This window comes from Streptomyces sp. NPDC039423, assembly GCF_055598725.1.
Genome location: NZ_JBVKAH010000003.1, coordinates 746,161 through 770,030, shown reverse-complemented (window position 1 = coordinate 770,030; position 23,870 = coordinate 746,161). Strand labels below are relative to the sequence as shown.

The 23,870-nt window shown below is 74.6% G+C and carries 21 protein-coding genes; 14 read left to right on the top strand and 7 right to left on the bottom strand.

Going from position 1 to position 23,870, the window contains the following annotated elements:
• Nucleotides 1-10 precede the first annotated feature (10 nt).
• Nucleotides 11-1,735, bottom strand: a complete 1,725-nt coding sequence (locus ACZ7LK_RS14100) for a hydrogenase maturation protein (protein WP_471140661.1) — start codon at nt 1,733-1,735, stop codon at nt 11-13.
• A 269-nt stretch (nt 1,736-2,004) separates the two neighbouring features.
• Between ACZ7LK_RS14100 and ACZ7LK_RS14095 the strand changes: the two genes are divergently transcribed.
• Complete coding sequence (locus ACZ7LK_RS14095; RefSeq protein ID WP_469461683.1) at nt 2,005-2,388, top strand: hypothetical protein; 384 nt, start codon at nt 2,005-2,007, stop codon at nt 2,386-2,388.
• A 175-nt stretch (nt 2,389-2,563) separates the two neighbouring features.
• Nucleotides 2,564-2,992 (top strand): aspartate 1-decarboxylase, encoded by a 429-nt coding sequence (gene panD / locus ACZ7LK_RS14090; protein ID WP_392277341.1) that lies wholly within the window; start codon nt 2,564-2,566, stop codon nt 2,990-2,992.
• Nucleotides 2,993-3,504: 512 nt separating this feature from the next.
• Here panD and gndA read toward each other — a convergent pair.
• The gene (gene gndA, locus ACZ7LK_RS14085; protein ID WP_471140565.1) at nt 3,505-4,950 is read right to left on the bottom strand and encodes an NADP-dependent phosphogluconate dehydrogenase; all 1,446 of its coding nucleotides are present in this window, start codon (nt 4,948-4,950) and stop codon (nt 3,505-3,507) included.
• Between the two features lie 199 nt (nt 4,951-5,149).
• Between gndA and ACZ7LK_RS14080 the strand changes: the two genes are divergently transcribed.
• Nucleotides 5,150-6,400, top strand: a complete 1,251-nt coding sequence (locus tag ACZ7LK_RS14080) for a transglycosylase family protein (RefSeq protein WP_471140562.1) — start codon at nt 5,150-5,152, stop codon at nt 6,398-6,400.
• Here the strand turns inward: ACZ7LK_RS14080 and ACZ7LK_RS14075 are convergent.
• The gene (locus ACZ7LK_RS14075) at nt 6,281-7,222 is read right to left on the bottom strand and encodes a DMT family transporter (protein ID WP_471140560.1); all 942 of its coding nucleotides are present in this window, start codon (nt 7,220-7,222) and stop codon (nt 6,281-6,283) included. The two genes, ACZ7LK_RS14080 and ACZ7LK_RS14075, sit on opposite strands and share 120 nt — an antisense overlap.
• A 201-nt stretch (nt 7,223-7,423) precedes the next feature.
• On the opposite strand from ACZ7LK_RS14075, the gene ACZ7LK_RS14070 reads away from it, so the two are divergent.
• Nucleotides 7,424-8,890 (top strand): SDR family NAD(P)-dependent oxidoreductase, encoded by a 1,467-nt coding sequence (locus tag ACZ7LK_RS14070; RefSeq protein ID WP_392277345.1) that lies wholly within the window; start codon nt 7,424-7,426, stop codon nt 8,888-8,890.
• Between the two features lie 261 nt (nt 8,891-9,151).
• Nucleotides 9,152-9,322: a hypothetical protein gene (locus tag ACZ7LK_RS14065; protein WP_392277346.1), complete on the top strand. Its 171-nt coding sequence runs from the start codon at nt 9,152-9,154 to the stop codon at nt 9,320-9,322.
• Between the two features lie 130 nt (nt 9,323-9,452).
• Here the strand turns inward: ACZ7LK_RS14065 and ACZ7LK_RS14060 are convergent, their stop codons facing one another.
• Entirely contained in the window at nt 9,453-10,865 is a 1,413-nt protein-coding gene (locus ACZ7LK_RS14060) for a lipase maturation factor family protein (RefSeq protein ID WP_471140556.1), read from the bottom strand.
• Nucleotides 10,866-11,004: 139 nt separating this feature from the next.
• Between ACZ7LK_RS14060 and ACZ7LK_RS14055 the strand changes: the two genes are divergently transcribed.
• The 4 genes from ACZ7LK_RS14055 (at nt 11,005) to ACZ7LK_RS14040 (ending at nt 16,866) form a co-directional block, all read left to right on the top strand.
• Entirely contained in the window at nt 11,005-12,309 is a 1,305-nt protein-coding gene (locus ACZ7LK_RS14055; protein ID WP_471140553.1) for a DUF6777 domain-containing protein, read from the top strand.
• Nucleotides 12,310-12,359: 50 nt separating this feature from the next.
• Nucleotides 12,360-14,459, top strand: a complete 2,100-nt coding sequence (locus tag ACZ7LK_RS14050) for a SpoIIE family protein phosphatase (protein WP_392277349.1) — start codon at nt 12,360-12,362, stop codon at nt 14,457-14,459.
• Nucleotides 14,460-14,576: 117 nt separating this feature from the next.
• The gene (locus ACZ7LK_RS14045; RefSeq protein WP_392277350.1) at nt 14,577-15,950 is read left to right on the top strand and encodes a wax ester/triacylglycerol synthase family O-acyltransferase; all 1,374 of its coding nucleotides are present in this window, start codon (nt 14,577-14,579) and stop codon (nt 15,948-15,950) included.
• A gap of 55 nt (nt 15,951-16,005) precedes the next feature.
• Complete coding sequence (locus tag ACZ7LK_RS14040; RefSeq protein ID WP_471140549.1) at nt 16,006-16,866, top strand: Fpg/Nei family DNA glycosylase; 861 nt, start codon at nt 16,006-16,008, stop codon at nt 16,864-16,866.
• Nucleotides 16,867-17,002: 136 nt separating this feature from the next.
• Here the strand turns inward: ACZ7LK_RS14040 and ACZ7LK_RS14035 are convergent, their stop codons facing one another.
• Entirely contained in the window at nt 17,003-17,656 is a 654-nt protein-coding gene (locus ACZ7LK_RS14035) for an anti-sigma factor family protein (protein ID WP_392277352.1), read from the bottom strand.
• A gap of 141 nt (nt 17,657-17,797) precedes the next feature.
• Here ACZ7LK_RS14035 and ACZ7LK_RS14030 point away from each other — a divergent pair, with 141 nt between their 5' ends.
• From ACZ7LK_RS14030 to ACZ7LK_RS14010, 5 genes are all read left to right on the top strand, one after another.
• Nucleotides 17,798-18,541, top strand: coding sequence for a LytR/AlgR family response regulator transcription factor (locus tag ACZ7LK_RS14030; RefSeq protein WP_471140545.1), 744 nt, complete (start codon nt 17,798-17,800; stop codon nt 18,539-18,541).
• Nucleotides 18,542-18,647: 106 nt separating this feature from the next.
• Nucleotides 18,648-19,034 carry a hypothetical protein gene (locus tag ACZ7LK_RS14025; RefSeq protein WP_392277354.1) on the top strand — a complete coding sequence of 129 codons (387 nt, stop codon included), beginning with the start codon at nt 18,648-18,650 and terminating at the stop codon, nt 19,032-19,034.
• A gap of 17 nt (nt 19,035-19,051) precedes the next feature.
• Entirely contained in the window at nt 19,052-20,806 is a 1,755-nt protein-coding gene (locus tag ACZ7LK_RS14020) for a sodium/solute symporter (protein ID WP_392277355.1), read from the top strand.
• Nucleotides 20,803-22,032: a sensor histidine kinase gene (locus tag ACZ7LK_RS14015; RefSeq protein WP_392277356.1), complete on the top strand. Its 1,230-nt coding sequence runs from the start codon at nt 20,803-20,805 to the stop codon at nt 22,030-22,032. The genes ACZ7LK_RS14020 and ACZ7LK_RS14015 overlap by 4 nt, the downstream gene beginning before the upstream one ends.
• Nucleotides 22,033-22,088: 56 nt before the next feature.
• On the top strand, nt 22,089-22,310 hold the full coding sequence (locus ACZ7LK_RS14010; RefSeq protein ID WP_392277357.1) for a DUF6296 family protein: 222 nt from the start codon (nt 22,089-22,091) through the stop codon (nt 22,308-22,310).
• Between the two features lie 81 nt (nt 22,311-22,391).
• Here ACZ7LK_RS14010 and ACZ7LK_RS14005 read toward each other — a convergent pair whose 3' ends face one another.
• Together ACZ7LK_RS14005 and ACZ7LK_RS14000 are read right to left on the bottom strand one after the other, a co-directional pair.
• Nucleotides 22,392-22,895, bottom strand: a complete 504-nt coding sequence (locus tag ACZ7LK_RS14005; RefSeq protein WP_392277358.1) for a hypothetical protein — start codon at nt 22,893-22,895, stop codon at nt 22,392-22,394.
• Nucleotides 22,896-23,078: 183 nt separating this feature from the next.
• Nucleotides 23,079-23,618, bottom strand: coding sequence for a sigma-70 family RNA polymerase sigma factor (locus ACZ7LK_RS14000; protein WP_392277359.1), 540 nt, complete (start codon nt 23,616-23,618; stop codon nt 23,079-23,081).
• Between the last annotated feature and the right edge of the window lie 252 nt (nt 23,619-23,870).

The window sequence follows — 23,870 nt, the reverse complement described above, 5'->3', positions numbered from 1 at the left end:
CTTTACCGGGCTAAGAGTCCGCCAGCGGTGCGCTCCTCGCACCCGCGGCGGTCCGTTCGGCGGCGCCCGGCTCCTTGCGGACGAAGGCCCTGCGCAGCGCGTGGTAGGGGGCGGCGGGGTTCTGGAAGATGTCCCGCATGCGTGCCAATTCCCGCTTCCGGATGTCCGCCAATGGGGTGACGGCCTCCCGGTGCTCGCTCTCCTCCTTCTTCGCGGCGAGGAGCGTCTGGGCGCGTGCGGAGGCGGCGAGGTGGGAGGCCAGCCCGGTGACCTCCGCGGTGAAGCGCGAAGGGGCGCACCCGACCACGCGGTCGATCAGGCCGATGTCCTGGGCGCGGACGGCGGTGACCGGGAGCGCCTCCTGGGTGAGCTGCTCGGCCATGGCGGCGCCCACCCGGCGGGGCAGGCTGTAGGTCCAGTACTCCGAGCCGAACAGCCCCATACGCCGGTAGTGCGGGTTGAGCACCGACCCCGAGCGGCACCACACCTCGTCGGCGGCCAGGGCGAGCATGACGCCCCCGGCGGCGGCGTTGCCGCCGATCGCGCTGACGACGAGGCGGTCGGTGGTGGCGAGGATCGCCTCGACGAGGTCGTCCATGGCATTGATGTTGGCCCACGACTCGGCCGCCGGATCGGCCGCGGCCTCGATGACGCCCAGGTGGATGCCGTTGGAGAAGAAGTCCCGGCCGCCGCCCAGGACCAGCACGGTGGTGGGCCGGGCGCACGCCGCCCGGTAGGCGTCCAGCAGACGCCGGCAGTGCCCGGTGGACATCGCGCCGCCCGGGAACGAGAACGACAGGACGCCCACCGGGCCGTCCTCCCGGTACCGGATGTCCGACCAGGTGCTGTCGTGGTCGGCGGGCGGGAGTGCGGGGGAGGGCAGCTCGGGCAGGTCCGGCAGTCCCGGGCAGTCCCTCAGGGCGAGGGTGGCGGGCAGCTTGCAGGCGCGCGGTGCACCGGGGCCGGTGCGCGCCCGCAGCTCGGGAATCCACACCGCCCCGTCGGCGGTGGCCCGGCAGATCGCGCCCGCCCGGGTCGCCAGCAGCTCGCCGGGGCGACCGCGCAGCCCGTGCTCGGGGTGGCCGCCGTGGAGGAACCACTCGCCGCCGAGGAGGTCGTCCAGGACACCTGGCTGGGAGTCGGCGGCACGCAGGGTGCGCAGCACCGTGTCGGTGGTGTCGTCGGTCCATGCGATACGCCGGTCCGCCTGGCGCATCGGGGGCCTGGTGCGCGCGCCCGCCGCCTTGGGGAGGGTGCTCTGGTCGAGAGGAACGTACTGGCCGGAGGCGAAGCGTCCGACCGCCAGGAGCACCGCTTCGACGGCCGCGTCGGCGAGTTCGTTGCGGTACAGATCGCTCTTGCCCACCGGCGGGGCGGCGAACGTCGCGGTCGCCCACACGGGCCCGGCGTCCATCTCCTCCTCCGCCTGGAGCACGGTGACGCCCCACTCGCCGGCGCCCTCGCGGACGGCCCAGTCCAGGGAGGACGGCCCCCGGTCGCCCACGGGCCCCGGGTGCACGATCAGGCACGTCCGGGCCGTCCACACGTCACGCGGTACTACCGCCTTCAGCATGGGCGCCACCACCAGCTCGGGCACGTGCCGGTCGACGGCGGCCCGTACGTCACCGCTGTTCGGTGTCACCTCGACGGCGACGGTGTGCCCCCGCTCGCGCAGCTCGGCGTGCAGGCGCTGGGTGAGACTGTTGTAGGCGCTGGCGACGAGCAGGATGCGCATGGCGACCCCTCCCAGGGTGCGGCGGTCGGTGGTGACGCGAACCGGCTGCCTGAGATGCTCCGCCACGGGCTCGACCGGACGTCGACACGAATCCCGTGCATCACTCGTACGGGTCGCGGGTTCGTGCCACATGGTCGGCATGGGCCGCCCCGTGACCGGCCGTCCCTCCGAATGCGGTCGATATGCCGTTTTTGTGGAGGAGTGGAAGAATCCTTACTGCCCTGGCACGGGAGACGTGCCTCCACCGCAGCGGACAGGCAGGTCGGCGCATGCCCAAGGAACAGAAGCCATCGAAGCCGTCACGCGACCAGGGGCCGAGCCGGCACCAGGGGACCGAGCACCACGGCTGGTCCCCCGATGTCGACGAGACCCGACAGCAGGAGAACCCCAGCGCTCGTCGCTCCTTCCACGCGGAGGACGCCCCGCCACCCGGCGCGGGCCGTAAGAGGTCCAAGGAGGAGCGCGCCTCGGTGCCCGGCGACAAGGCCGAGAGCGGCACCGCGCGGGGTGAGGAGTACGGGGAGAAGTCGGAGAAGGGCATGCGGGACACCGGCCGCAAGGGCCGCTCCGGACGCCCCTCCGGTACGAAGGACGACACCGCGTTCACCGGTGTCGACCCCAACGACACCGAGAGCGGCCCCCGCCCGGGCTGACGTTCCGGCGCGCCGGGTACCCCGGAGCCGGCCGGCCCGCACAGGCGGGAAGCCTCCTCGTCAGAGGGAAGCGATGTTCCTCACAGTCTTCGAGTCGGGTGCGTGCCAGTTGTAGGATGAAGGACGCCCTTGACCTGCACAAAGCAGGCAGGGAGCCGTCTTTCAGGAGTTCAACATGCTGCGCACCATGTTCAAGTCCAAGATCCACCGCGCCACCGTCACCCAGGCGGACCTCCATTACGTCGGGTCCGTCACCGTCGACGCCGAGCTGATGGAGGCGGCCGACCTGCTGCCGGGCGAGCTCGTGCACATCGTCGACATCGACAACGGGGCGCGTCTGGAGACGTACGTCATCGAGGGCGAGCGGGGGTCCGGTGTCATCGGGATCAACGGCGCCGCCGCGCACCTCGTGCACCCCGGTGACCTGGTGATCCTGATCAGCTACGCCCAGGTCGACGACGCCGAGGCGCGGGCGCTGGTGCCGCGGGTGGTGCACGTGGACGGGGCGAACAGGATCGTGCAGCTCGGGTCGGACGCCTCGGAGCCGGTTCCCGGGAGCGGCACCGCGCGGAGCCCGCAGGCCGTTCCGGCTGCGCGCGGCTGACGCGCGGGCGTTCCGGCGGCGCGCTGCTGATACGCGGGCGAGGGGCCGGCGCGGGTCGCGTTCACCCTGGTGCCGGGGCGGGTGGTCCTGATGAGTGATCCCGTCGGGCGGGGGAACGCGCAGCGGGAGAACCTGGAAGGTGCACGGTCGAACCGTCGAGGGAGCCCGTCATGACCAGCCCGAACCCGTACCCGCCCGACCCCGTACCGCCCGCGCCGACACCGCCGCCCGGCCCGCCGGACCCGGTGCCGCCGACGCCCGTGCCCCAGCCCGGCCCGCCGGGTCCCGAACCGGGCCCCGCCCCCGGGCCGGTGCCTCCGGCGCCGCCGCACCCCGGGCCCCCGCCGCCCGGACCGGCCCCGGACCCGGTGCCCAAGCCGCCCGGTCCCGACCCGGTGCCCGGCCCGGAACCGGAGCCCGGCCCCGCGAGCTGACCCCGCCGACCCGCACGGGCGCCGCCCGGCGGGCCCCGCACCGGGCCCGCCGGGGTCGCTCCGCCGAGGCGCGAGGCCTCAGCCCCCCGCCACCTCCCTGCGGTCGGCGTCGCCCCAGAGGGTGTGGAACGAGCCGTCCCGGTCGGTCCGCCGGTACGTGTGGGCGCCGAAGAAGTCCCGCTGGCCCTGGATCAGGGCGGCGGGCAGCCTCGGCGCCCGGAGCGCGTCGTAGTAGGCGAGCGCCGCCGAGAACCCCGGCGTCGGCACGCCCCGCCGCGCCGCCGTCGCCACCACCTCGCGCCAGTCGTCCTGGGCCTCCCCGACCTCCTCCGCGAAGCCCCTGTCGGCCAGCAGGCTCACCATCCCGGGCCGGGCGGCGAACGCGCCCCGGATCCGGTCCAGGAACGCCGCCCGGATGATGCACCCGGCCCGCCACAGCGACGCCACCGCCGCCAGGTCCACCTCCCACCCGTACGTCTCGCTGCCCGCCCGCACCTGGTGGAAGCCCTGCGTGTAGGAGACGACCTTCGAGGCGTACAGCGCCTGTTCCACCCGCGCGGCGAAGCGCTCCGCCTCCGCCACGTCCAGCGGTTCCGCCGCCGGGCCGGGCAGGCCCCGTGACGCCTCCCGCAGCTCCGCGTGCCCGGACAGCGAACGGGCGAACACCGCCTCCGCGATGCCCGGCACCGGCACTCCCAGGTCCAGCGCGATCTGCACCGTCCAGCGTCCCGTTCCCTTCTGCTCGGCACGGTCGGCCACGACGTCGACGAACGGCCGGCCGGTCGCCGCGTCCGCGTGCGCGAGGACCTCCGCCGTGATCTCCATCAGGTACGAGTCCAGCCGTCCCGCGTTCCAGCCGCGGAAGACGTCGGCGATCTTCGCGGGCGCGTACCCCGCCACCTCGCGCAGCAACTGGTACGCCTCCGCGATCAGCTGCATGTCGGCGTACTCGATGCCGTTGTGCACCATCTTGACGAAGTGCCCGGCACCGTCCGGGCCGACGTGCGCCACGCACGGAGTGCCGTCCGGGGCCCGGGCGGCGATCCGTTCCAGCAGCGGACCCAGCGACGCGTACGACTCGGCCGGCCCGCCCGGCATGATGCTCGGCCCGTGCAGCGCGCCCTCCTCACCGCCCGAGATGCCCGCCCCGACGAAGTGGACGCCCCGCTCGCGCAGCGCGCTCTCCCGGCGCCGGGTGTCGGCGAAGTGCGCGTTCCCGCCGTCGATGATGACGTCCCCCGGCTCCAGCAGCGGCGCGAACTCCTCGATCACCGCGTCCGTCGGCCCGCCCGCCTTCACCATGACGACCAGCCGCCGCGGCCGTTCCAGCGCCGCGACGAACTCCTCGGCGCTCCTCGCGGCCACGAAGGAGCCCTCGTCCCCGAACTCGGCCACCAGCGCCTCCGTCCGCGCGGGCGTCCGGTTGTGCACGGCGACGGTGAGGCCGTTGCGGGCGAGGTTCCGCGCGAGGTTGCGGCCCATGACCGCGAGCCCGGTGACGCCGATCTGGGCAGTGCCACTCATGTGCGTACTCCTGGTTTCCGGCGCGGACTTTCGTGCCCGCGTACGCCTGCATACGTGCCGTGCGAGCTGGACGTTCACCGGCCGACCCCCAACGCCCGGCGCCGAACGGGCATTTGACGAAACACGCGCCCCCTTGTCACCGCCTGTCAGGTACCTCTAGCTTGGGCCGCTGCTGACGTGTGCAAGGGGGGACCGACCCATGGCCGTACGCGGACGACACCGCCGGTACCAGCCGAGTCGCATCAACCGGGCATCGCTCACCGTCACGGCGAGCGGCGCCGGAATGGCGCTGCCCCTGATAGGAGCGGGCGCCGCCCACGCGGCCTCGGTGGACGTCTGGGAGAAGGTCGCGGCCTGCGAGTCGACCAACAACTGGAAGGTCAACACCGGCAACGGCTATTACGGCGGGCTCCAGTTCACCCAGTCGACCTGGGAGGCGTACGGCGGTACGCGCTACGCGCCGCGCGCCGACCTCGCGACCAAGGACCAGCAGATCGCCATCGCCGAGAAGGTGCTCAAGGGGCAGGGTCCGCGCGCCTGGCCCGCCTGCTCGGTCAAGGCGGGCCTCACCCGCGGCGGCGACGCGCCCGACATCGCGCCCCGCGGCGGCGGACCGGCGGCCGAAAGGTCACGGGCCGGGACCGAGCCCCGGGCGACCAGGACACCGCCCGCCACGCCCACCACCGTCCCCGGCAAGCGCGAGAGCTACACCGTGGCCCGCGGCGACTCGCTGTCCGGCATCGCCGAGGCGAAGAGGGTCAGGGGCGGCTGGCAGCGGCTGTACGAGGACAACCGCACGGTCATCGGCAGCGACCCCGACATCATCATGCCCGGGCAGAGACTCACGCTGCGCACCGCCGCCCCCCGGCCCGGCACCACCAGACCCGTGCCCGCCAAGCCGCCGACCGCGGCCCCGAAGCCGCCGACCGCGAGACCGGCCGCTCCCCGGCCCGCGCCCGCGAAACCCGCCACCGCCAAGCCCGCGCCCAAGCCCGCCACCGCCAAGCCCGCGACCGCGAGGCCGGCCGCGCCCAGGCCCCGGACCGCCGGCTTCAGCGCCCCCGTCGACGCGGGGCCCAGCACCGCCTACCGCAAGGCCGGATCCTCCTGGTCCAGCGGCTACCACACCGGCGTGGACTTCCCGGTCCCGACCGGCACCGCCGTGAAGGCCGTGGCGTCCGGCCGGGTCGTCTCGGCCGGCTGGGGCGGCGCGTACGGGTACCAGGTCGTCATCCGCCACGAGGACGGCAAGTACAGCCAGTACGCCCACCTCTCCGCGCTCACCGTCCGCGAGGGGCAGCGGGTCACCGGCGGCCAGCGGATCGCCCGGTCAGGGTCGACCGGCAACAGCACCGGGCCGCACCTCCACTTCGAGGTGCGCACGGGGCCGGGGTACGGCTCCGACATCGACCCGCTCGCCTACCTGCGAGCCGGCGGCGTCCGGCTGTGACGGCGGCGGCACGGCGCTGAGCAGGACCAGCCCGCCCGCCGCCACCACACCGCACCCCAGCGCGAGGACGGTGCCGGTCACCCCGTACCGGAACTGCTCGCCGAGCAGGGTGACGCCGACGGCGGCGGCCGCCACCGGGTTGACGACGGTCACGGTCGCCAGGGGCGCCGCCAGTCCGGCGCCCCGGTAGGCCGCCTGGGACAGCAGCAGCCCGGTGGCCGCCAGCGCAACGACCGCCACCAGATCCGGCCACCGGTCCGGCCACCGCGCCGGCGGCACCCCGGCCGCGAGGTCCGCCGCGACCGCCTTGGTGAACACCGACCCGATCCCGAACGCCCCGCCGGCCGCCGCCGCCAGCAGCACGCCGCGCACCACCGGGCGGCGCACGCCCCGGGCCGTCAGCGCCAGCGCCGCCACCGCCCCGGTCACCGCCACCACCAGCACCGGCCGGTCGCCACCGTCCAGCGGCCGGCCGCCGCCGCTCCCGGCCAGCGCCAGCAGCCCCGCGAGCCCGCCCGTCGCCATGACCGCGCCGCGCCACGCGGCGGCCCCGGCCCGCCGCCCGGCCAGGAGCGCGGCCAGCGGCAGGGCGAACACGACCGTCGACGCCCCCAGCGGCTGCACCAGGCTCAGCGGGCCGTACGCCAGGGCCACCACGTGCAGCGCGGCACCCCCGCCGTTCAGCGCGACGGCCGCCCACCAGGTGGCGGAGGACGCCGCGGGCACGGCGGCCGCGGCGACGCGCTCCTGCGCGATCGCCCCGGCCGCGTACGCGACCGCCGAGGCCAGCGACAGCAGGACGGACAGCGCGAGCGAGGTCATGGGGCAACGATGTCGGGCGGCACCGTCCCGCGTCGTCGTCCCTGGGCACCCTCTCGCTCCTACTGCCGTCGTAGTACGGGAGTACAAGGCCGCCCCCGCCCCCGGCGGACGGCCGTTTGGCGGGCGGGCCCCCCGCTGACGTAAAGTTCTGCTTTTGAAAAGTAAACGTGGCATACGAGTGATCGAGGAACGGCAGCGGCCATGACGGTGACTGAAGAGAACCAGGCGTACGGGCCGGGAATCGACCCCGAGCGCCTGGCCGTCTGCCTGAGCGTCCTCGAGGAGCTCGACACGATCGACGTCGACCACCCGGACGCCATCGCCGTCCGCCGGGCCACCGCCGGCGTCTACCGCACGGTGAAGCAGCGCCGCCGCCAGGAGCGCCGGGCCGCGAAGACCGCCCACGACAAGGCGGTCACCGAGGCCACCGCGACCGGTTCGGCCGAGCGGATCGACGACGAGACGCAGGGCCTGCTGCCGTCCTCCTCCGTCGTCGGCGAGATCGCGGGCGTGCTCCAGCGCCCCCGCTCCTGCTACATCTGCAAGACCCGGTACGTCGAGGTCGACGCCTTCTACCACCAGCTCTGCCAGAAGTGCGCCGCCGAGAACCGGGCCCGGCGCGACGCCCGCACCGACCTGACGGGCCGGCGCGCCCTGCTCACCGGCGGCCGCGCCAAGATCGGCATGTACATCGCGCTGCGGCTGCTGCGTGACGGTGCCCACACCACCATCACCACCCGCTTCCCCAACGACGCGATCCGCCGCTTCAAGGCGATGCCGGACAGCGACGAGTGGATCCACCGCCTGAAGATCGTGGGCATCGACCTCCGCGACCCGGCGCAGGTGGTCGCCCTCGCCGACTCGGTGGCCGCCGAGGGCCCCCTGGACATCCTGATCAACAACGCGGCCCAGACCGTACGCCGCTCCCCGCAGGCGTACAGCGAGCTGGTCGCCGCCGAGTCCGCCCCGCTGCCCGCGGGCGAGCTGCCGCCCGCCCAGGTCATCGGCACCTTCGGCAGCGGCGCCGTGGAGACCATGGCCGCGCTGCCCTCGCCCCGGAGCGGGGACGGGCTGACCGCGCAGGACGTCACCGAGCTCGCCCTGGTGAGCGGCTCGGCGTCGCTCGAGCGCATCGCCGCCGGCACCGCGATCGACGCGGGCGGCCTGGTGCCGGACCTGCACGACACCAACAGCTGGATCCAGACCGTTTCCGAGGTCGATCCGGTCGAACTTCTCGAAGTCCAGCTCTGCAACTCCACGGCCCCGTTCATCCTCATCAGCCGGCTCCGCCGGTCGATGGCCGCCTCCTCCGCGCGGCGCACGTACGTGGTGAACGTGTCCGCCATGGAGGGCGTCTTCAGCCGCGGCTACAAGGGCGCCGGCCACCCGCACACCAACATGGCCAAGGCCGCCCTCAACATGCTCACGCGCACCAGCGCCCAGGAGATGTTCGAGAGCGACCGCATCCTGATGACCGCGGTCGACACCGGGTGGATCACCGACGAGCGGCCGCACCCGGACAAGATGCGGCTCGCCGAGGCGGGTTTCCACGCCCCGCTGGACCTCGTCGACGGCGCGGCCCGGGTGTACGACCCGATCGTGCGCGGCGAGATGGGCGAGGACCTGTACGGCTGCTTCCTGAAGGACTACGCGCCCGCCAAGTGGTGAAGGCCACAGGGTCCGGCGCGCCGTGTCCGGAAGCGGGCAGCGTGTCCGGATCCTGTCCATGTGACGCGTTCCATCGAGCGGAAGCACGCTCATTTGGTTAACCTGAGGCGAACGGCCCGCCGCCAGGGATCCACGAAACCCCCTCAGGCGGGCCTCGGGGACAGGCCTGCACCAAGGCCGCGTTTCCGCCCGAGTACCGGCGCCACCGCGACCGAACGGCAGTACATGTCCTCATAGGTTCGCGACACGAAGGAGTGCGCGGTGACACCAGAACTCATGAAGCAGGAGCAGCGGCCGACGGAACGCGGAGACAGGTCCGCCGGCCCCGACACCCTCGGAAGCCTCGAAGTGTGGGCCCGTTCGGCCCCGATCCGGCTGGCCGGTTACGAGGAGGACCTCGCCGAGCCGCACATCCTGCCCGGCATCGACTGACGGCCGGGGGCCGCGCCGCGTGATGCGCGCGCCGGTTCCCACCGTGCACCCCGTGCCCCCCGCCCCCACAGGGCGGGGGGCACGCGTGCGTGCTCCCCGCCGTACCGGGCCGCACCGGGCCGCACCGGGGTCAGGACAACCGGGTGGGCGGCAGGAAGTCCCGCACGTACATCCGGTGCCACCAGGCGCCCGTCTCCCGCAGTTCCCGCCAGGTCGTGAACCGGTAGCGGTACAGCCGGGCCCGGATCCGTACGGGAGGGGCGTCCGGGAAGGGGTTGTGGCGCAGCAGCCGCAGCGTGTCGCGGTCCCCTTCGAGCAGCCGCTCCACGAAGGGCCCGAACCAGCCGTGCGCGTACGCGGGGGAGAGCGCCGCGAACCACATCATCCAGTCCAGGCGCAGGTGGTACGGGGCGAACTGGCGCGGCAGCCGTCGTACCCCGCCCGGTTTGCCCTTGAACTCGTACTCGCGCCACACGGTGCCGGGGTGGACGGTCGGCTCGTCGGTGCCCTCGATCACGATCTCGTGCCGGATCCTGCCCACCGTCCCGAACGCCCCGTAGGTGTTGACCAGGTGCAGCGGGTCGAAGGAGCGGTTCATGGCCTGGCGGCGGGACAGCAGGTTGCGCACCGGTCGCCGGCTGAGGAACAGCACCAGGGCGGTGACGCCGATGACCAGGATCCCGTACCAGAGCGGGGGGCGGGGGAGCGCGGGCGCGTCCGTCACCAGGGACCCGTCCACGGCCGACAGGGCGAGCACGATCGTGATCCAGTTCAGCCAGGAGAAGTTGCCCGACAGCACCAGCCACAACTGGGTCAGGACGATCAGGCCGGCCGCCGCGCTCGCGACCGGCTGGGGGGTGAAGAGCAGCACCGGGACGACGAGCTGCGTGACGTGGTTGGCCGCCGTCTCCACCTTGTGCAGGGGCTTGGGGAGGTGGTGGAAGAACCAGCTCAGCGGCCCCGGCATCGGCTGGGTCTCGTGGTGGTAGTACAGGCAGGTCAGGTCGCGCCAGCAGGCGTCGCCGCGCAGCTTGATCAGGCCGGCCCCGAACTCCACCCGGAACAGCAGCCACCGCAGCAGGAACAGCACCAGCACCGGTGGGGCCGTGTCCTCGTTGCCGAGGAAGACGGCGAGGAAGCCCGTCTCCAGGAGCAGTGACTCCCAGCCGAAGCCGTACCAGGTCTGCCCCACGTTGACGATCGACAGGTACAGCCCCCACAGCACCGCCCACATCAGCATGGCGACCGCGAGCGGCACGGCGTCCCCCGCCCCGGCGATGAGCGCGGCCGACAGCGCCGCGCCCGCCCAGGCGCAGAGCGCGAAGAACCGGTCGGAGTAGTGCAGGTGGAAGACGCTGGGCGCCGCCCGGGGCGGGACGCGGCGCAGGTACGCGGGCACCGGGAGCATGCCCCGCGCGCCGATCAGCGCCCTGAATTGGAGGGCGGCGCAGAGGAAGGCGACCAGATAGACCCCGGCGAGCGCCCGCTGGAAGACCAGCCGGCTCAGCCAGTAGTCGGACGAGGTGAACCAGAACCACTCCATCGGTTCCAGTATCGGCCGGTGCCCACCCCGTGGCGATCTTTCGCGGCGCCTCCGGTCGCGGCGCTTCCGGTTGCGGCGCCTCCGGTTGCGGGCCGGCCCGGCATCCGGCAGACAGGAACCACTGGAGAGGGAGGATCGCGTGCGTTCACCGATACGTCGTCGCCGCCCGCACGCCGCGCCCGCGGTCGTGCCCGTCACCGTGCCCGCCACCGTGCCCGCCGTCATGCTGCTGGCCGCCGTGCTGCTGCTCACGGGCTGCGGTGGCTCCGGGGGCGGCGGCGGGGGCGCGGCGACCGGCACCCGGGTGGTGGCGGACGCGCGGGACGTACGCCTCCAGCCGGCCGGCGACCGCGGGCCGCACCCCTTCACCGCGTCGACGGCGCGCCGCCCCCCGCGTGGTGCCTCGGCCCCGCATGCCCGCCGGGCGGCGGACGGCGGCGGCCCGCGTGCCGTGACCGGCTCCACGCCCGGCCTCTACGGCGGCGTCCCCTCCGCCCCAAGCTGCGACGTCGAGCGTCAGGTCCGCCTGCTGACCGAGGACGACACCAAGGTCCACGCCTTCGCACAGGCGGCCGGCATCGGGCCGGCGCGTACCGCTTCCTGGCTGCGCGGCCTGACCCCCGTGGTGCTGAGCGCCGACACCCGTGTCACCGCCCACGGCTACCGCGACGGCTCCGCCCTACCCTTCCCGTCCGTCCTCCAGGCCGGCACCGCCGTGCTGGTCGACCAGTACGGGGCGCCGCGCGTCCGCTGTGCGTCGGGGGCCCCGCTGCGGTCGCCGGTCCTCGCCCGCGAGGCCGCCGGGGCGCCCGGGTCCGCCGCGGCCGCCGTCGGCAGGGGCAGGGTCTGGGCCGGCTACGACCCCGGGCGGGTCGTGATGATCAGCCCCACCGAGCAGGTGGTCCACAGCCTGCTCCTCGTGAACCTTCTGGACCACACCTGGCTCGAACGCCTCACCGGCACCGGCGGGAACCGGGACCGGAAGCCCGAGGCGCCGCCGCCCTACGCCCCCGGTGAGCGCGACTTCCCGGCGCTCCCCGCGCCGACGGAGCCCCGGCAGCCCGTTCCCGTCGCACCGGCCGACTGCCCGACCTCGACCGACGGCGGCCGCACGGTCCCGCACGGCTGCCCCACGCCGCCGCCCCCGCCGCCACCGCCGGTCGTGCCGGACGCCCCGGACGGCCGGGACGCCCCGAACGGTCCAGGCGGCCCCGGCGGCTCCGGCGGCGAACCGCCCGCACCCGACGCACCCGGCACGCCCGACGCACCCGGCACGCCCGACGCGCCCGGCACGTCCGACGCACCCGGCGTACCCGACGGTCCCGGCGTACCGGACGGGGGAGGAGACCCCGGAGAGCAGCCCTCCGGCCCCGGCGGGCCGCCCGACGCGCCCATCGAGGTGCCGGCCGACGTGCCCGCCGAGCCGGAGCTCTACGAGGGCTGATGACTCCCCGACCGGTCGAAAAACCCGACAAATGATGGCAGAGTGGCTCCATGGTTGATCCGGCAGCGGATGCCCTGTCGCTCCCCGAGGACTGGCCCGCCCACCCGGATCAGAGCCTGGCACTCAACCGGATGGGCAGCTTCGACTGGGACCTCGACACAGGGCTCATGCACATGGACGGCACCGCCCTCGCCGTGTTCCAGGTGGACGCCACCGAGTACGACGGGCGGCCCGAGAGCCTCGCCCCCCGGGTGCCGCCCAGCGAGTCCGTCCGCCTCGACGGGATGGTGGCGCAGGCGCTCAAGAGCGGCGGCACGCACTACGGCACCTACTTCCGCATCCGCACCCGCGACGGCGGTCTGCGCTGGACGCACACCCAGGGGTTCATCCGGCGCGACGAGACGGGCCGCCCGCGCCGCATCATCGGCATCGTCCGCGACGCCACCCAGGAACTCGCCGAATCCACCGCGCGCCGCGAGGTCGACGAGGAGCGCCGCCGCCAGACCAGCGTCGTCGAATCGACCACCGCCGCCCTGGCCCACGCCCGCACCGTCCAGGACGTCATCGACGTGCTCAAGGACTCGCACGGCCTGGAACACCTCGGCGCCACCAGTCTGGTGATGGGGCTGCTGGAGGCGGGCCGCATCCACCTGGTCGCCGACGGCCCCGAAGGATCCTTCGTCCCCGGCACCCGCTACACCCGGGTGGACGAGCAGTACCCGATGAGTGAGGTGGTCCGCACCCTCGCGCCCCGCTTCATCGAGTCGCCCGAGGACTTCGCCGCCTCCTATCCCATCCTGTGGCCGAACATCAGCGGGCTGGGCATCACCTCCGCCGCCTACCTGCCGCTGATCGCCCAGGCCCGGCCCATCGGCGCCCTCGGCCTGCTCTACAACGACAAGAACGGCTTCTCGCCCGAGGACCGCAACGTCCTCGTCGCTCTCGGCAGCAGCATCGCCCAGAGCCTCCAGCGCGCCATGCTCTTCGAGCAGGAGCACGACCTCGCCGAGGGGCTCCAGCAGGCCATGCTCCCGCGCCGGATCCCCGACATCCCCGGCGCGCAGATCGCCGTCCGCTACCGCGCCGCCCGCCTCGGCCGGGACATCGGCGGCGACTGGTACGACATCATCCCGCTGCCCGGCGGGCGGGTCGGCGCCGTCATCGGGGACGTCCAGGGACACGACACCCACGCCGCCGCCGTGATGGGCCAGCTCCGCATCGTCCTCCGGGCGTACGCGGCGGAGGGGCACACGCCCGCCACCGTGATGGCGCGGGCCTCCTCCTTCCTGCATGAACTCGACACCGACCGGTTCGCCACCTGCACGTACCTGGAGGCCGACCTGGCGACGGGCGTCGTGCAGGTCGTACGGGCCGGCCACGTCGACCCGCTGCTGCGGGACACCGACGGGAGCTGCCGCCGGCTGCCCGTGCCGGGCGGGATGCCGCTCGGCCTGTCGGCGGAGTTCGGGCGGCTCGACTACCCCGTCGCCATCCTGGAACTGGACCCGGGACAGGCCCTGGTGCTGTACACCGACGGACTGGTCGAGCAGCCGGGCGCCGACCTGGACGAGGGCATGCAGTGGCTCGCCGCCCTCGTGCACGACGGGCCGGACGACCTCCAGGAGCTCGCCGACCTCATGTGCGACGTGGTCGACGAGCGCGGCGGGGACGACGACGTCGCCGTCCTGCTGCTGCGCCGCAGGGGCGGCTACACCCCGCAGGCCGGCGGACGGCTCCAGCAGCACGTGGCCCAGAGCGACCCCGAGGCACTCACTGCGGCCCGCCACATGATCAGGGCGGCGGTACGGGCCTGGGGCGCGGAGGAGCGGGCCGACGAGATCGAGCTGGTCGCGGACGAACTCATCACAAATGCCTTGCTCCACACCGACGGGGGCGCGATCGTCACCCTCCGGATGCTCGCCGGGCACGAGCGCCGCCTCAGGGCCGAGGTCGAGGACCGGTCCAGTGCCCTGCCGCGCCGCCGCGAGGCCGGCCTCTCGGGCGTCTCCGGCCGGGGCCTGCTGCTCGTCGACCGGCTGGCCGACGTGTGGGGCGTGGAATCGCGCGGCAGCGGCAAGTGCGTCTGGTGCGAGTTCACGGTCCCGGACCGGCCCGAAACCCGGACGACACGGGATGTTGACGGTGAGTGAGGTGTTCGTCCTTGACCGTGACCGACCGGAGGCGATTGACTGACGGCCTTCCCGGAGCCCTCAGGCACGTCCCGACGGCCCTCCGCGCCACCCGGCACTCCACGACATGGGGACCCCTTGAGCAGTGAGCCGCTGGCACCTCTCGACCTGGCCTTCTGGCACCTGGAGACGGCGGGGCACCCCATGCACCTGGGCGCCCTCGCCCGCTTCGACCCCGGCCCGGACGGTCCCGACGGGCCGGGCACCGTGCTGGACCTGCTCGCCGAGCGCGCCGCCGCCGTCCCCCGGCTCAGGATGCGCGTCCGTGACGTCCTGCTGCCCGTCGGGGGTGCCGTCTGGAGCGCCGACAAGACCTTCGACGTACGCCGGCACGTCCGGCACCTCCCCCTGCCGGACGGCGACGACCCCGGCGGCTTCACCGACCGGGCCACCCGGCTCGCCGGGGAGCTGATGGAACGTCCCCTCGAACGAGGACTGCCGCCCTGGGAGATGTACCTGCTGACCGGCGCCCCGGGCGGGCCCTTCGCCGTGCTCGTCAAGCTGCACCACGCGCTCGCCGACGGGATGCGGGCGGTCGCCATCGGTGCCGGGATCTTCGACCAGATCGCCGGCGCCCGGCCGCCCCGCCGCCGCCCCCGGCCCGTGCCGCCCCGCTCCTGGCTGCCCGGCCCGCTGACCGTCGCGGGCGCCGCACGCGGCCGCGTCGAGGAACTCGGCCGCGCCCTGGGCGTCGGCGCCTCCGTCGTACGGGCCGGCCGCCTCGACCCCCGCGGCACGCCCGCGCTTACCGCCGGCCCCAGCGGGACCCGGCGCCTGGCCACCGTCGACCTGGACCTGGCGGAGGTGCGCCGGGTCCGCCGCGCCGTGGGCGGCACCGCCAACGACGTCCTGCTCGCCGTGACCGCCGGGGCCCTGCGCCAGTGGATGGCGCAGCGGGGCGAGCCGCTGCCCACCGCCGACCCGCGCGCCCTCGTGCCGGTCTCCCGGCGGCGCCCCGGCGGCGCGCACGGCCCCGGCAACACCTTCTCCGCCTACCTCCTGGACCTCCCGGTCGCCGACCCCGACCCGCTGGGCAGGCTCGGCTCCGTACGCCGCGGCATGGACCGCAACAAGGCGGCCGGGCCGACCCGCGGGGCCGGGGCGGTCGCCGTCCTCGCCGACCAGCTCCCGCCGCTCGCCCACCGGTTCGGGGCGCCGCTGGCCTCGGGCGCGGCGCGGATGCTCTTCGACGTCCTCGTCACCAACGTGCCGCTGCCCCGCTCCACCCTCTCCCTCGGCGGCCACCCGCTGCGCTCCCTGCACCCCATGGCCCCGCTCGCCCGCGGCCACGCGCTGGCCGTGGCGATGTCCCCCTACGGCGGCCGCGTCCACACCGGGATCGTCGCCGACGGCAGGGCCGTGCCCGACGCTGACCGGCTCGCCGCCGCCATGGCCGACGAACTCACCGCGCTCGTCAAGGCCACCGACGGGCCGGAGCGACCGGACTACTGACCCGCCGGGCCCGGCCGGGGCGGCGCGCCGGGCCGCGCTGCGGCAGGCTGGAACCATGCCCGAACTGCCCGAGGTCGAAGCCCTCCGCGAGTTCCTCGACGAGAACCTGGTGGGCAAGGAGATCGCCCGCGCCCTCCCCGTCGCCATCAGCGTGCTCAAGACGTACGACCCGCCGCTGTCGGCGCTCGACGGCACCACCGTCACCGGCGTCGGCCGGTACGGCAAGTTCCTCGGCATCGAAGCGGGCGGGCTCCACCTCCTGATCCACCTGGCCCGGGCCGGCTGGCTCCAGTGGCGGGACGTCCTGCCGTCCGGACCGCCCCGGCCCGGCAAGGGCCCGCTCGCGCTGCGCGTCGCCCTCACCGGCGGCGACGGGTTCGACCTCACCGAGGCGGGCACCACCAAGCGCCTCGCCGTCCACCTCGTCCACGACCCGGCCGACGTCCCGGGCGTCGCCCGCCTCGGCCCCGACCCGCTCGCGCCCGGCTTCGACCGCGACGCCTTCGCCGCCCTGCTCGCCGACGAACGGCGCCAGGTCAAGGGCGCGCTGCGCGACCAGGGCCTGATCGCCGGCATCGGCAACGCGTACAGCGACGAGATCCTGCACGCCGCCCGGATGTCCCCCTTCAAAACCGTGCGCAATCTCAGCGACGAGGAGATCACCACGCTGTACGAGGCGATGCGCACCACACTGGGCGAGGCGGTGGAGCGGTCGCACGGGGTCGCGGCGGGCCGGCTCAAGGCCGAGAAGAAGAGCGGGCTGCGCGTCCACGGCCGCACCGGTGAGCCGTGCCCGGTCTGCGGTGACACGATCCGGGAGGTGTCCTTCAGCGATTCGTCGCTCCAGTACTGCCCGACGTGCCAGACCGGCGGCAAACCGCTCGCCGACCGCCGCCTGTCGCGCCTGCTGAAGTGACGCCGGTCCGACCAGTGGACCCGACCGGAGGGTCCGGACCGGCAGGCCCGGACCGGGCCGCGTGAGCCCGCGGGCCCCCCGCGTCCGCCTCCCGCCCCCGCGTTCGCCGCCGTCACCCGTCCCGCGCCCACCGCCCTCAGGGCCGTACCGACACCAGCCGCTCACCGCCCGCGGTCCGCACCTCCAGCCGCTCGATCTCACCGAGCCGCAGCGCGATACCGCCCTCCATCAGCGGCTTCTCGCCGTCGTCCGTCGCCCACGTCATCACCGGCCACGCCGTACCGTCCCTCCCCACCACGACCAGCTCGCACACATGGGGCCCCCGCACCCCGGCCACCCGCAGCGCGACCTCCGTGCCCCACTCACGCTCCCGCAGCGCGACCGACGCCGACGCCCCGGTCGCCGTGTCCGTCGCCGCCGCCCGCCGCACCCCCGGTTCGTCCCCGCCGGGCCCCGAACCGGCCAGCACCACGGCGCCCGGCACCGCGACCGCCAGCGCCGCCGCCACCCCCACGACCCGCGACCGCCACCGCCGCCCCGGCGGGCGGCGCGAACGACGGGCCCGCCTGCGCCCCGCCGGCGCCGCCGCCCCGCGCACCGGCCCCGGCGGACGCAGCGGCTCCCGCTCCGCGAGCTGCGCCAGCGCCGACGTGGCGAAGACGAAGTCCGGCAGGCAGGCCGCGCAGTCCGGGCACCGGGCCAGATGCTCCTCGCAGCTGAGGGCGTCCGCCGGTTCCAGCACGCCCAGCGCATAGGCGGCGACATCGTGATGCCGCTCCCGCAGACTCATGGGCGTGCCTCATTCCCGCGTACGCGTCCGTGTGCCGAATGCTCCCGGGACGCCGTGCCGACGCCCCGCCGAAGCCCTACGCCGAGGAGTACGCATCCGAGCCGTTTCTCGCTCAATCGACCCACCCCTACACTCCGCACCATGGTGCGCGTACTGGCCGTCGACGACGAGAAGCCCGCTCTGGAGGAACTGCTCTACCTCCTCCGCTCCGACCCGCGGGTGCGCAGCGCCGAAGGGGCCACCGACGCGACCGAGGCGCTCCGCCGCATCGGCCGCGCCCTGGACGCGGGCCCCGACGGCGAGGACGCCATCGACGTCGTCTTCCTCGACATCCACATGGCCGGCCTCACCGGCCTCGACATCGCCCGGCTGATAGCCGGGTTCGCCAGGCCGCCGCTGGTCGTGTTCGTCACCGCCCACGAGGGCTTCGCCCTCCAGGCGTTCGACCTCAAGGCCGTCGACTACCTCCTCAAGCCCGTACGCAAGGAACGCCTCGCCGAGGCGGTGCGGCGCGTCCGCGACCTCGCCGAACCCGCCGTCGCGGCCGGCGCGCCCGAGCAGATCCCCGTCGAACTGGGCGGCGTCACCCGCTTCGTGGCCGTCGACGACATCGCGTACGTCGAGGCGCGGGGCGACTACGCGCGGCTGCACACCGACGGAGGCAGCCACCTGGTGCGCATCCCGCTGTCCACACTGGAGGAGCGCTGGGCCGGGCACGGCTTCGTCCGCATCCACCGCAGCCACCTGGTCGCCCTGCGCCGCATCGACGAACTGCGCCTGGACGCCGGCACGACCACCGTCCGGGTGGGCAGCGCCGAGCTCGCCGTCAGCCGCCGGCACGCCCGGCAGCTACGGGACCTGCTGATGCGCCAGCCGCGCGGCTGACCCCGGCCCGGGACGGCGGCGGAACAGGGGTCTACCTTCGGTAATGGCTTCTGCGTAGACTCCACCCTCCCAGCCAGCCGCACCCGCCAGCCCACCCCGGACGCCGATGCCCGCAGAGCACGAACCCGCGCGCCGCCCGCGCCGTGAGACCGTCACCGGTGTGCCGCGCTCCGCCCGCCGCCCGCCCGGCCACGCGCCCGCCCGGTCCGAGATCAGCGAGCAGACCACCCTCGGCCACACCTACGTACGGTCCCTGATGCGCAGCCAGCTCCGTGCCGCCCTCTCCGCGCTCGCCGCCCTGGCGCTCCTCATCGGCTCGCTGCCCCTGTTGTTCACCCTCCCCGCCGCCCTGGGCCGCGGCACCGCCCAGCCGTTCGTGTGGGCCGCCCTGGGCGTCGGCGCCCACCCGGTCATGTGGCTCGTCGCCCGCTGGTACGTCCGCCGGGCCGAGCGCAACGAACGCGACTTCACCGGACTCGTGGAAGGCCGCTGAGCCCGTATGGAGCGGCCGTGAACCAGACCTACGCGGTGGCCGCGGTCACCGCCGTCGTTCTCGCCACCGTGCTCGTCGGCGCGCTCGGGCTGCGGGTCTCCCGCACCACCTCCGACTTCCTGGTCGCGTCCCGCACCGTGGGCCCCCGCCTCAACGCCGCGGCCATCAGCGGCGAGTACCTGTCCGCCGCCTCCTTCCTCGGCATCGCCGGACTCGTCCTCCTCCAGGGCCCCGACATGCTCTGGTACCCGGTCGGCTACACCGCCGGGTACCTGGTGCTGCTGGTCCTGGTCGCCGCCCCGCTGCGCCGCTCCGGCGCCTACACGCTCCCCGACTTCGCCGAGGCCCGCCTGGAGTCGCCCGAGGCCCGCCGGCTGGCCAGCCTCCTCGTCGTCGGCATCGGCTGGCTGTACCTGCTGCCGCAGCTCCAGGGCGCCGGCCTGACCCTGGAGATCCTGACCGGCGCGCCCGGCTGGGTCGGCGGACTCGTCGTCGCCGTCGTGGTGACGGGCGCGGTCGCGGCGGGCGGGATGCGCAGCATCACCTTCGTCCAGGCCTTCCAGTACTGGCTGAAGCTCACCGCGCTGCTCGTGCCCGCGCTGTTCCTGGTCACCGCCTGGTGGGGCGACGACGCCCCGCGCGCCCGGTTCGACGCGCCCGCGGTCCTCCGGGAGCACACCGCCGTCACCGTCGACGACACGGTACGCGTCGAGGTGGACGCCCCGCTGACCCTGACCGTCTCCGGGCGCGTCGACTCCACCGTGTACGACGGGGACCGCGTCACCCTCGACGAGGGCGCCCACCGGGTCGAGGCCGGCACCACGCTGCGCTTCCCGGCCGGGGCGGCCGTCCCCGAGCGGGCACCCACCGGCGGCGAACTCCCCCCGGCCCCGGGCCGCTGGTCGCAGCCGCTGGCCGGCGGACACGACGGCCACCAGCTCTACGCCACCTACGGGCTGATCCTCGCCACCTTCCTCGGCACCATGGGGCTGCCGCACGTCGCCGTCCGCTTCTACACCAGCCCCGACGGCCGCACCGCCCGCCGCACCACCCTGGTCGTCCTCGGCCTGGTGGGCGCCTTCTACCTGCTGCCTCCGGTGTACGGGGCGCTCGGCCGGATCTACGCGCCCGAACTCACCCTCACCGGCGCGGCGGACGCCGCCGTGCTCGTCCTGCCCGACCGGGTCCTGGGCGGTCCGGCCGGCGAGCTGCTGGGCGCGCTGCTGGCGGGCGGGGCGTTCGCCGCCTTCCTGTCGACCGCGTCGGGGCTGACCATGTCGGTCGCGGGGGTGCTCGGCCAGGACGTGCTGCCCTCGCGCGGGGTGCGGCACTTCCGGCTGGCGACCCTGCTCGCCATGGCCGTGCCGCTGGCCGCGAGCCTGGTGGCGACGAACGTGCCGGTCGCCGACGCCGTGGGGCTGGCGTTCGCCGTGTCGGCGTCCTCCTTCTGCCCGCTGCTGGTGCTCGGCATCTGGTGGCGGCGGCTCACCCCGCCCGGCGCCATGGCCGGACTCCTGGCGGGCGGCGGGGCCGCGCTCACCGCCGTGCTGGCGACCCGCGCGGGGCTCGCCCCGGAGGGCTGGCCGCACACCCTGATGGCCTGGCCGGCGGTCTGGTCGGTGCCGCTCGGGTTCCTCACCATGGTGGCCGTCTCCCTGGCCACGCCCCGGCGGGTACCGGCCGGGACCCCGGCCATCCTGGCCCGGCTCCACCTGCCCGAGGACCTGGCCGGGCGCCCCGGGCCCGGGCAGCCGGAAGGGGCCGGCCGGTGAGCGGGGCCACGGGCGTCGCCCTCGCGGCCCTCGCCGCGGCCGGGGCCGTCCTCCTCGCCGCCGGGTTCGCGCTCGGGCGCCTCAGCGCCCGCCGGGCCGGCAAGGACGTCCTGGACCTCGGCACCCCCGTCGAGCGGGCCACCTTCCACACCCTGCACACCGCGTCGCTCGCCGCCCCGCCGCTGCGCGCCGGGCTCACCGAGGACACCGCCCGCAAGGCCGCCCGCCGGCTGCGCCCCCTGCTCGGCACGGAGGCGCTGTGCCTGACCGACCGCACGGCGGTGCTCGCGTGGGACGGTCCCGGCGGCGACCACCACCGGGGTCAGGTGATGGAGCGGGTGGCCGAGGTGCTCGGCTCGGGGCGGGGCCAGAGCGTGCGCGCCGAGTGCGGCGTGCCGGACTGCCCGCTGCGCTGGGCGGTGATCGCGCCGCTGACCGGCGAGGAAGGGGTGCTCGGGGCGCTGGTGGCGTACGGCTCGCGCGAGTCGGCGGTGCTGGCCCGGGCGGCGACGGAGGTGGCCCGCTGGGTCTCCGTACAACTGGAGCTGGCCGAGCTGGACCGCTCCCGCACCCGGGCGATCGAGGCCGAGATCCGGGCCCTGCGCGCCCAGATCTCACCGCACTTCATCTTCAACTCGCTGGCCGCCATCGCCTCGTTCGTCCGCACCGACCCGGAGCGGGCGCGCGAACTGCTGCTGGAGTTCGCCGACTTCACCCGCTACTCGTTCCGGCGGCACGGCGAGTTCACCCAGCTCGCCGACGAACTGCGCTCCATCGAGCAGTACCTGGCGCTCGCGGGGGCCAGGTTCGGCGACCGGCTCCAGGTGACCCTCCAGGTGGCGCCCGAGGTGCTGCCGGTGACGCTGCCGTTCCTCTGCCTCCAGCCGCTGGTGGAGAACGCCGTCAAGCACGGCCTGGAGGACTCGCGCACCACCTGCCGGGTGACCATCGCCGCCCGGGACGCGGGCGCCGAGGCGGTCGTCACCGTCGAGGACGACGGCGTGGGCATGGACCCGGACGTGCTGCGCGCCGTCCTGGCGGGGGAGCGGCCGGGCTCGTCCGGCATCGGTCTGTGCAACGTCGACGAACGGCTGCGCCAGGTGTACGGGGACGCGTATGGGCTCGTCGCCGAGACGGCTGTCGGCGCGGGCATGAAGGTCACGGTGCGTGTCCCCAAGTACCGCGCGGGTGTCCACCGCGATCCCCCGGTGTCCGTTCAGGAATGAAAGGTCCCGGTTTGGGGACGCGGGTGCGTGGCGGTGAACGCGACCGGGAGGCAGCCATGCGCATACACGATCACTACGAACTGGACTTCGGGCGGGAGGACGTCGTGCTGGTGCACCGCACCGAGCGGACCGGCGCCGGCGGGCACCCCGTCTACTCGGACGACACCGGCATCGTCCTGGCCGAGATCAGCGACCGGGGCGAGGTCCGGATGCTCGCCAGCGGTGGTCAGCAGGACCTGCCGGCCAGGGTCCGGGCGCGTCCCGTCCAGCCGCACTGAACGCACTCCGTCCAGCCGCACCGAACCCCCGGCCGCGCGGAGCGGCGGAAGGACCCGTCCCGGGGAGCGGCCGTACGGGTCTCAGTACAGCCGCAGTGCCAGGTGCCCGAGCGGGAGGCCGAGGCGCCACGAGGGGAGCCACACCGCCTCCGACTCGTCGACCGTGAAGCCCGCGGCCGGCCCGGCCGACAGTGCCCCCAGGTCGGTGGCGAGCAGGTGGGTGCCCTCCAGGTGGCGCCAGGTCTCGCGGGCGAGGGCGAGGCCCTCGTCGTCGTCGCCGACGCGCTCCCGCCGGGCCGCCAGCCGCTCCCGTACCCAGTCCTCCCAGGGGTGGCCGTGCGCGGTACGGGTCAGCCACTCGTCCAGCCGGTCCTCGGCGCCCGCCCCCGGGTCGCCGTCGGTGCCATCGCCCAGGTAGACGGTGAGCGCGAGCGTCCGGCGGCCCGCCTGGTACTCCAGCGAGCCGGGTTCGACCAGGCCGCCGGCTCTCAGCAGTTCATCGGCGATGTACTCGGCACACAGCCAGGCCATCGGGACGGCCAGCCCGCCGCCCCCGCCGGTGCCGTTCGTGCTCTCGGGCCGCAACGTTCCCACCTTCTCCCGGACGTCCTGCGTGTGCGTGTGGTCCTCGACGACGAGCCTCTACCGTCAGGCACGGCCCGGGGCCGCTCTTTGCTCAACTCGGCGGTGTGGTTTCGCCTACATTTCGTCCGGGGCCGTGACACGCGGGTGGTGGCGTGTCCGAGGGTGAGGGTGGGGCGGGAGGGATCAGGCCGGAACCGATCCGGAGAGGGTCCGGCTGTACCCGGGGAGGCACCTGCCGAGCGCCCTGAGCGCGTAGTGCGACCGCGACTTGACCGTCCCGGCCGGTATGCCGAGGTCCGCGGCGGCCTCCTTCACGCTGAGCCCGTCGAAGTAGATCCGCACCAGCACCGCCCGGTGCTCGGGGCTCAGTTCCCGTACCGCCGCCCGGACGTCCAGCGCGGCGACGGCGGACTCGGTGACGTCCGACGGGTCGGGGGTGCCGGCGAGCACCCCGTCCCCGATCTCGGTGGGCCGGGCCATCCGGGACCGCCGGGCGTCGATCGCGAGGCGCCGGGCGACCGTGAAGAGCCAGGGACGCATCGACGCGTACGGGGCCTCGAAGGCCTCGGGGTGCTGCCAGGCGCGCAGCAGCGTCTCCTGGAGCAGGTCCTCGGCGCGCTGCCGGTCGCCGTAGGTGAGGCCGAGCAGGAAGGTCAGCAGCGCGGGCCCGTGGTCCCGCTGGAGTTCCGCCAAGGCCCGCTCGTCGGTGGTCGCCGTCGTCATCGTCACACCCTTCCGCGCCGTACTCACGCCCTCGAGGCGTATCCGAGCGCATCCCGGCCCGGAGGGACAGGCGCCGCACCGGGACGTGCGACGAGCGGTCGCACCGAGCGGCGAACGGTGCGGCGAACGGTCACCCGGAGCGGTCGGTCCTCTATCACTGCGTTTGTATGATTTTGTGTATTTAAGGATTGCCTGACCGGTTTTTCCCGTAGGGATCCAGGGAGCGGCCCACCCCCTTCCACGCCCCCGAAG

Excerpts from the sequence above, each read along its gene's own strand:
- ACZ7LK_RS14035 (WP_392277352.1), bottom strand. The coding sequence starts at position 17,656 with ATGAGTCTGCGGGAGCGGCATCACGATGTCGCCGCCTATGCGCTGGGC.
- ACZ7LK_RS14050 (WP_392277349.1), top strand. The coding sequence starts at position 12,360 with ATGGTTGATCCGGCAGCGGATGCCCTGTCGCTCCCCGAGGACTGGCCC.
- ACZ7LK_RS14025 (WP_392277354.1), top strand. The coding sequence starts at position 18,648 with ATGCCCGCAGAGCACGAACCCGCGCGCCGCCCGCGCCGTGAGACCGTC.
- ACZ7LK_RS14040 (WP_471140549.1), top strand. The coding sequence starts at position 16,006 with ATGCCCGAACTGCCCGAGGTCGAAGCCCTCCGCGAGTTCCTCGACGAG.
- ACZ7LK_RS14075 (WP_471140560.1), bottom strand. The coding sequence starts at position 7,222 with ATGACCTCGCTCGCGCTGTCCGTCCTGCTGTCGCTGGCCTCGGCGGTC.
- panD (WP_392277341.1), top strand. The coding sequence starts at position 2,564 with ATGCTGCGCACCATGTTCAAGTCCAAGATCCACCGCGCCACCGTCACC.
- ACZ7LK_RS14060 (WP_471140556.1), bottom strand. The coding sequence starts at position 10,865 with ATGGAGTGGTTCTGGTTCACCTCGTCCGACTACTGGCTGAGCCGGCTG.
- ACZ7LK_RS14080 (WP_471140562.1), top strand. The coding sequence starts at position 5,150 with ATGGCCGTACGCGGACGACACCGCCGGTACCAGCCGAGTCGCATCAAC.
- ACZ7LK_RS14095 (WP_469461683.1), top strand. The coding sequence starts at position 2,005 with ATGCCCAAGGAACAGAAGCCATCGAAGCCGTCACGCGACCAGGGGCCG.
- ACZ7LK_RS14000 (WP_392277359.1), bottom strand. The coding sequence starts at position 23,618 with ATGACGACGGCGACCACCGACGAGCGGGCCTTGGCGGAACTCCAGCGG.
- ACZ7LK_RS14070 (WP_392277345.1), top strand. The coding sequence starts at position 7,424 with ATGACGGTGACTGAAGAGAACCAGGCGTACGGGCCGGGAATCGACCCC.
- gndA (WP_471140565.1), bottom strand. The coding sequence starts at position 4,950 with ATGAGTGGCACTGCCCAGATCGGCGTCACCGGGCTCGCGGTCATGGGC.
- ACZ7LK_RS14030 (WP_471140545.1), top strand. The coding sequence starts at position 17,798 with ATGGTGCGCGTACTGGCCGTCGACGACGAGAAGCCCGCTCTGGAGGAA.
- ACZ7LK_RS14100 (WP_471140661.1), bottom strand. The coding sequence starts at position 1,735 with ATGCGCATCCTGCTCGTCGCCAGCGCCTACAACAGTCTCACCCAGCGC.
- ACZ7LK_RS14010 (WP_392277357.1), top strand. The coding sequence starts at position 22,089 with ATGCGCATACACGATCACTACGAACTGGACTTCGGGCGGGAGGACGTC.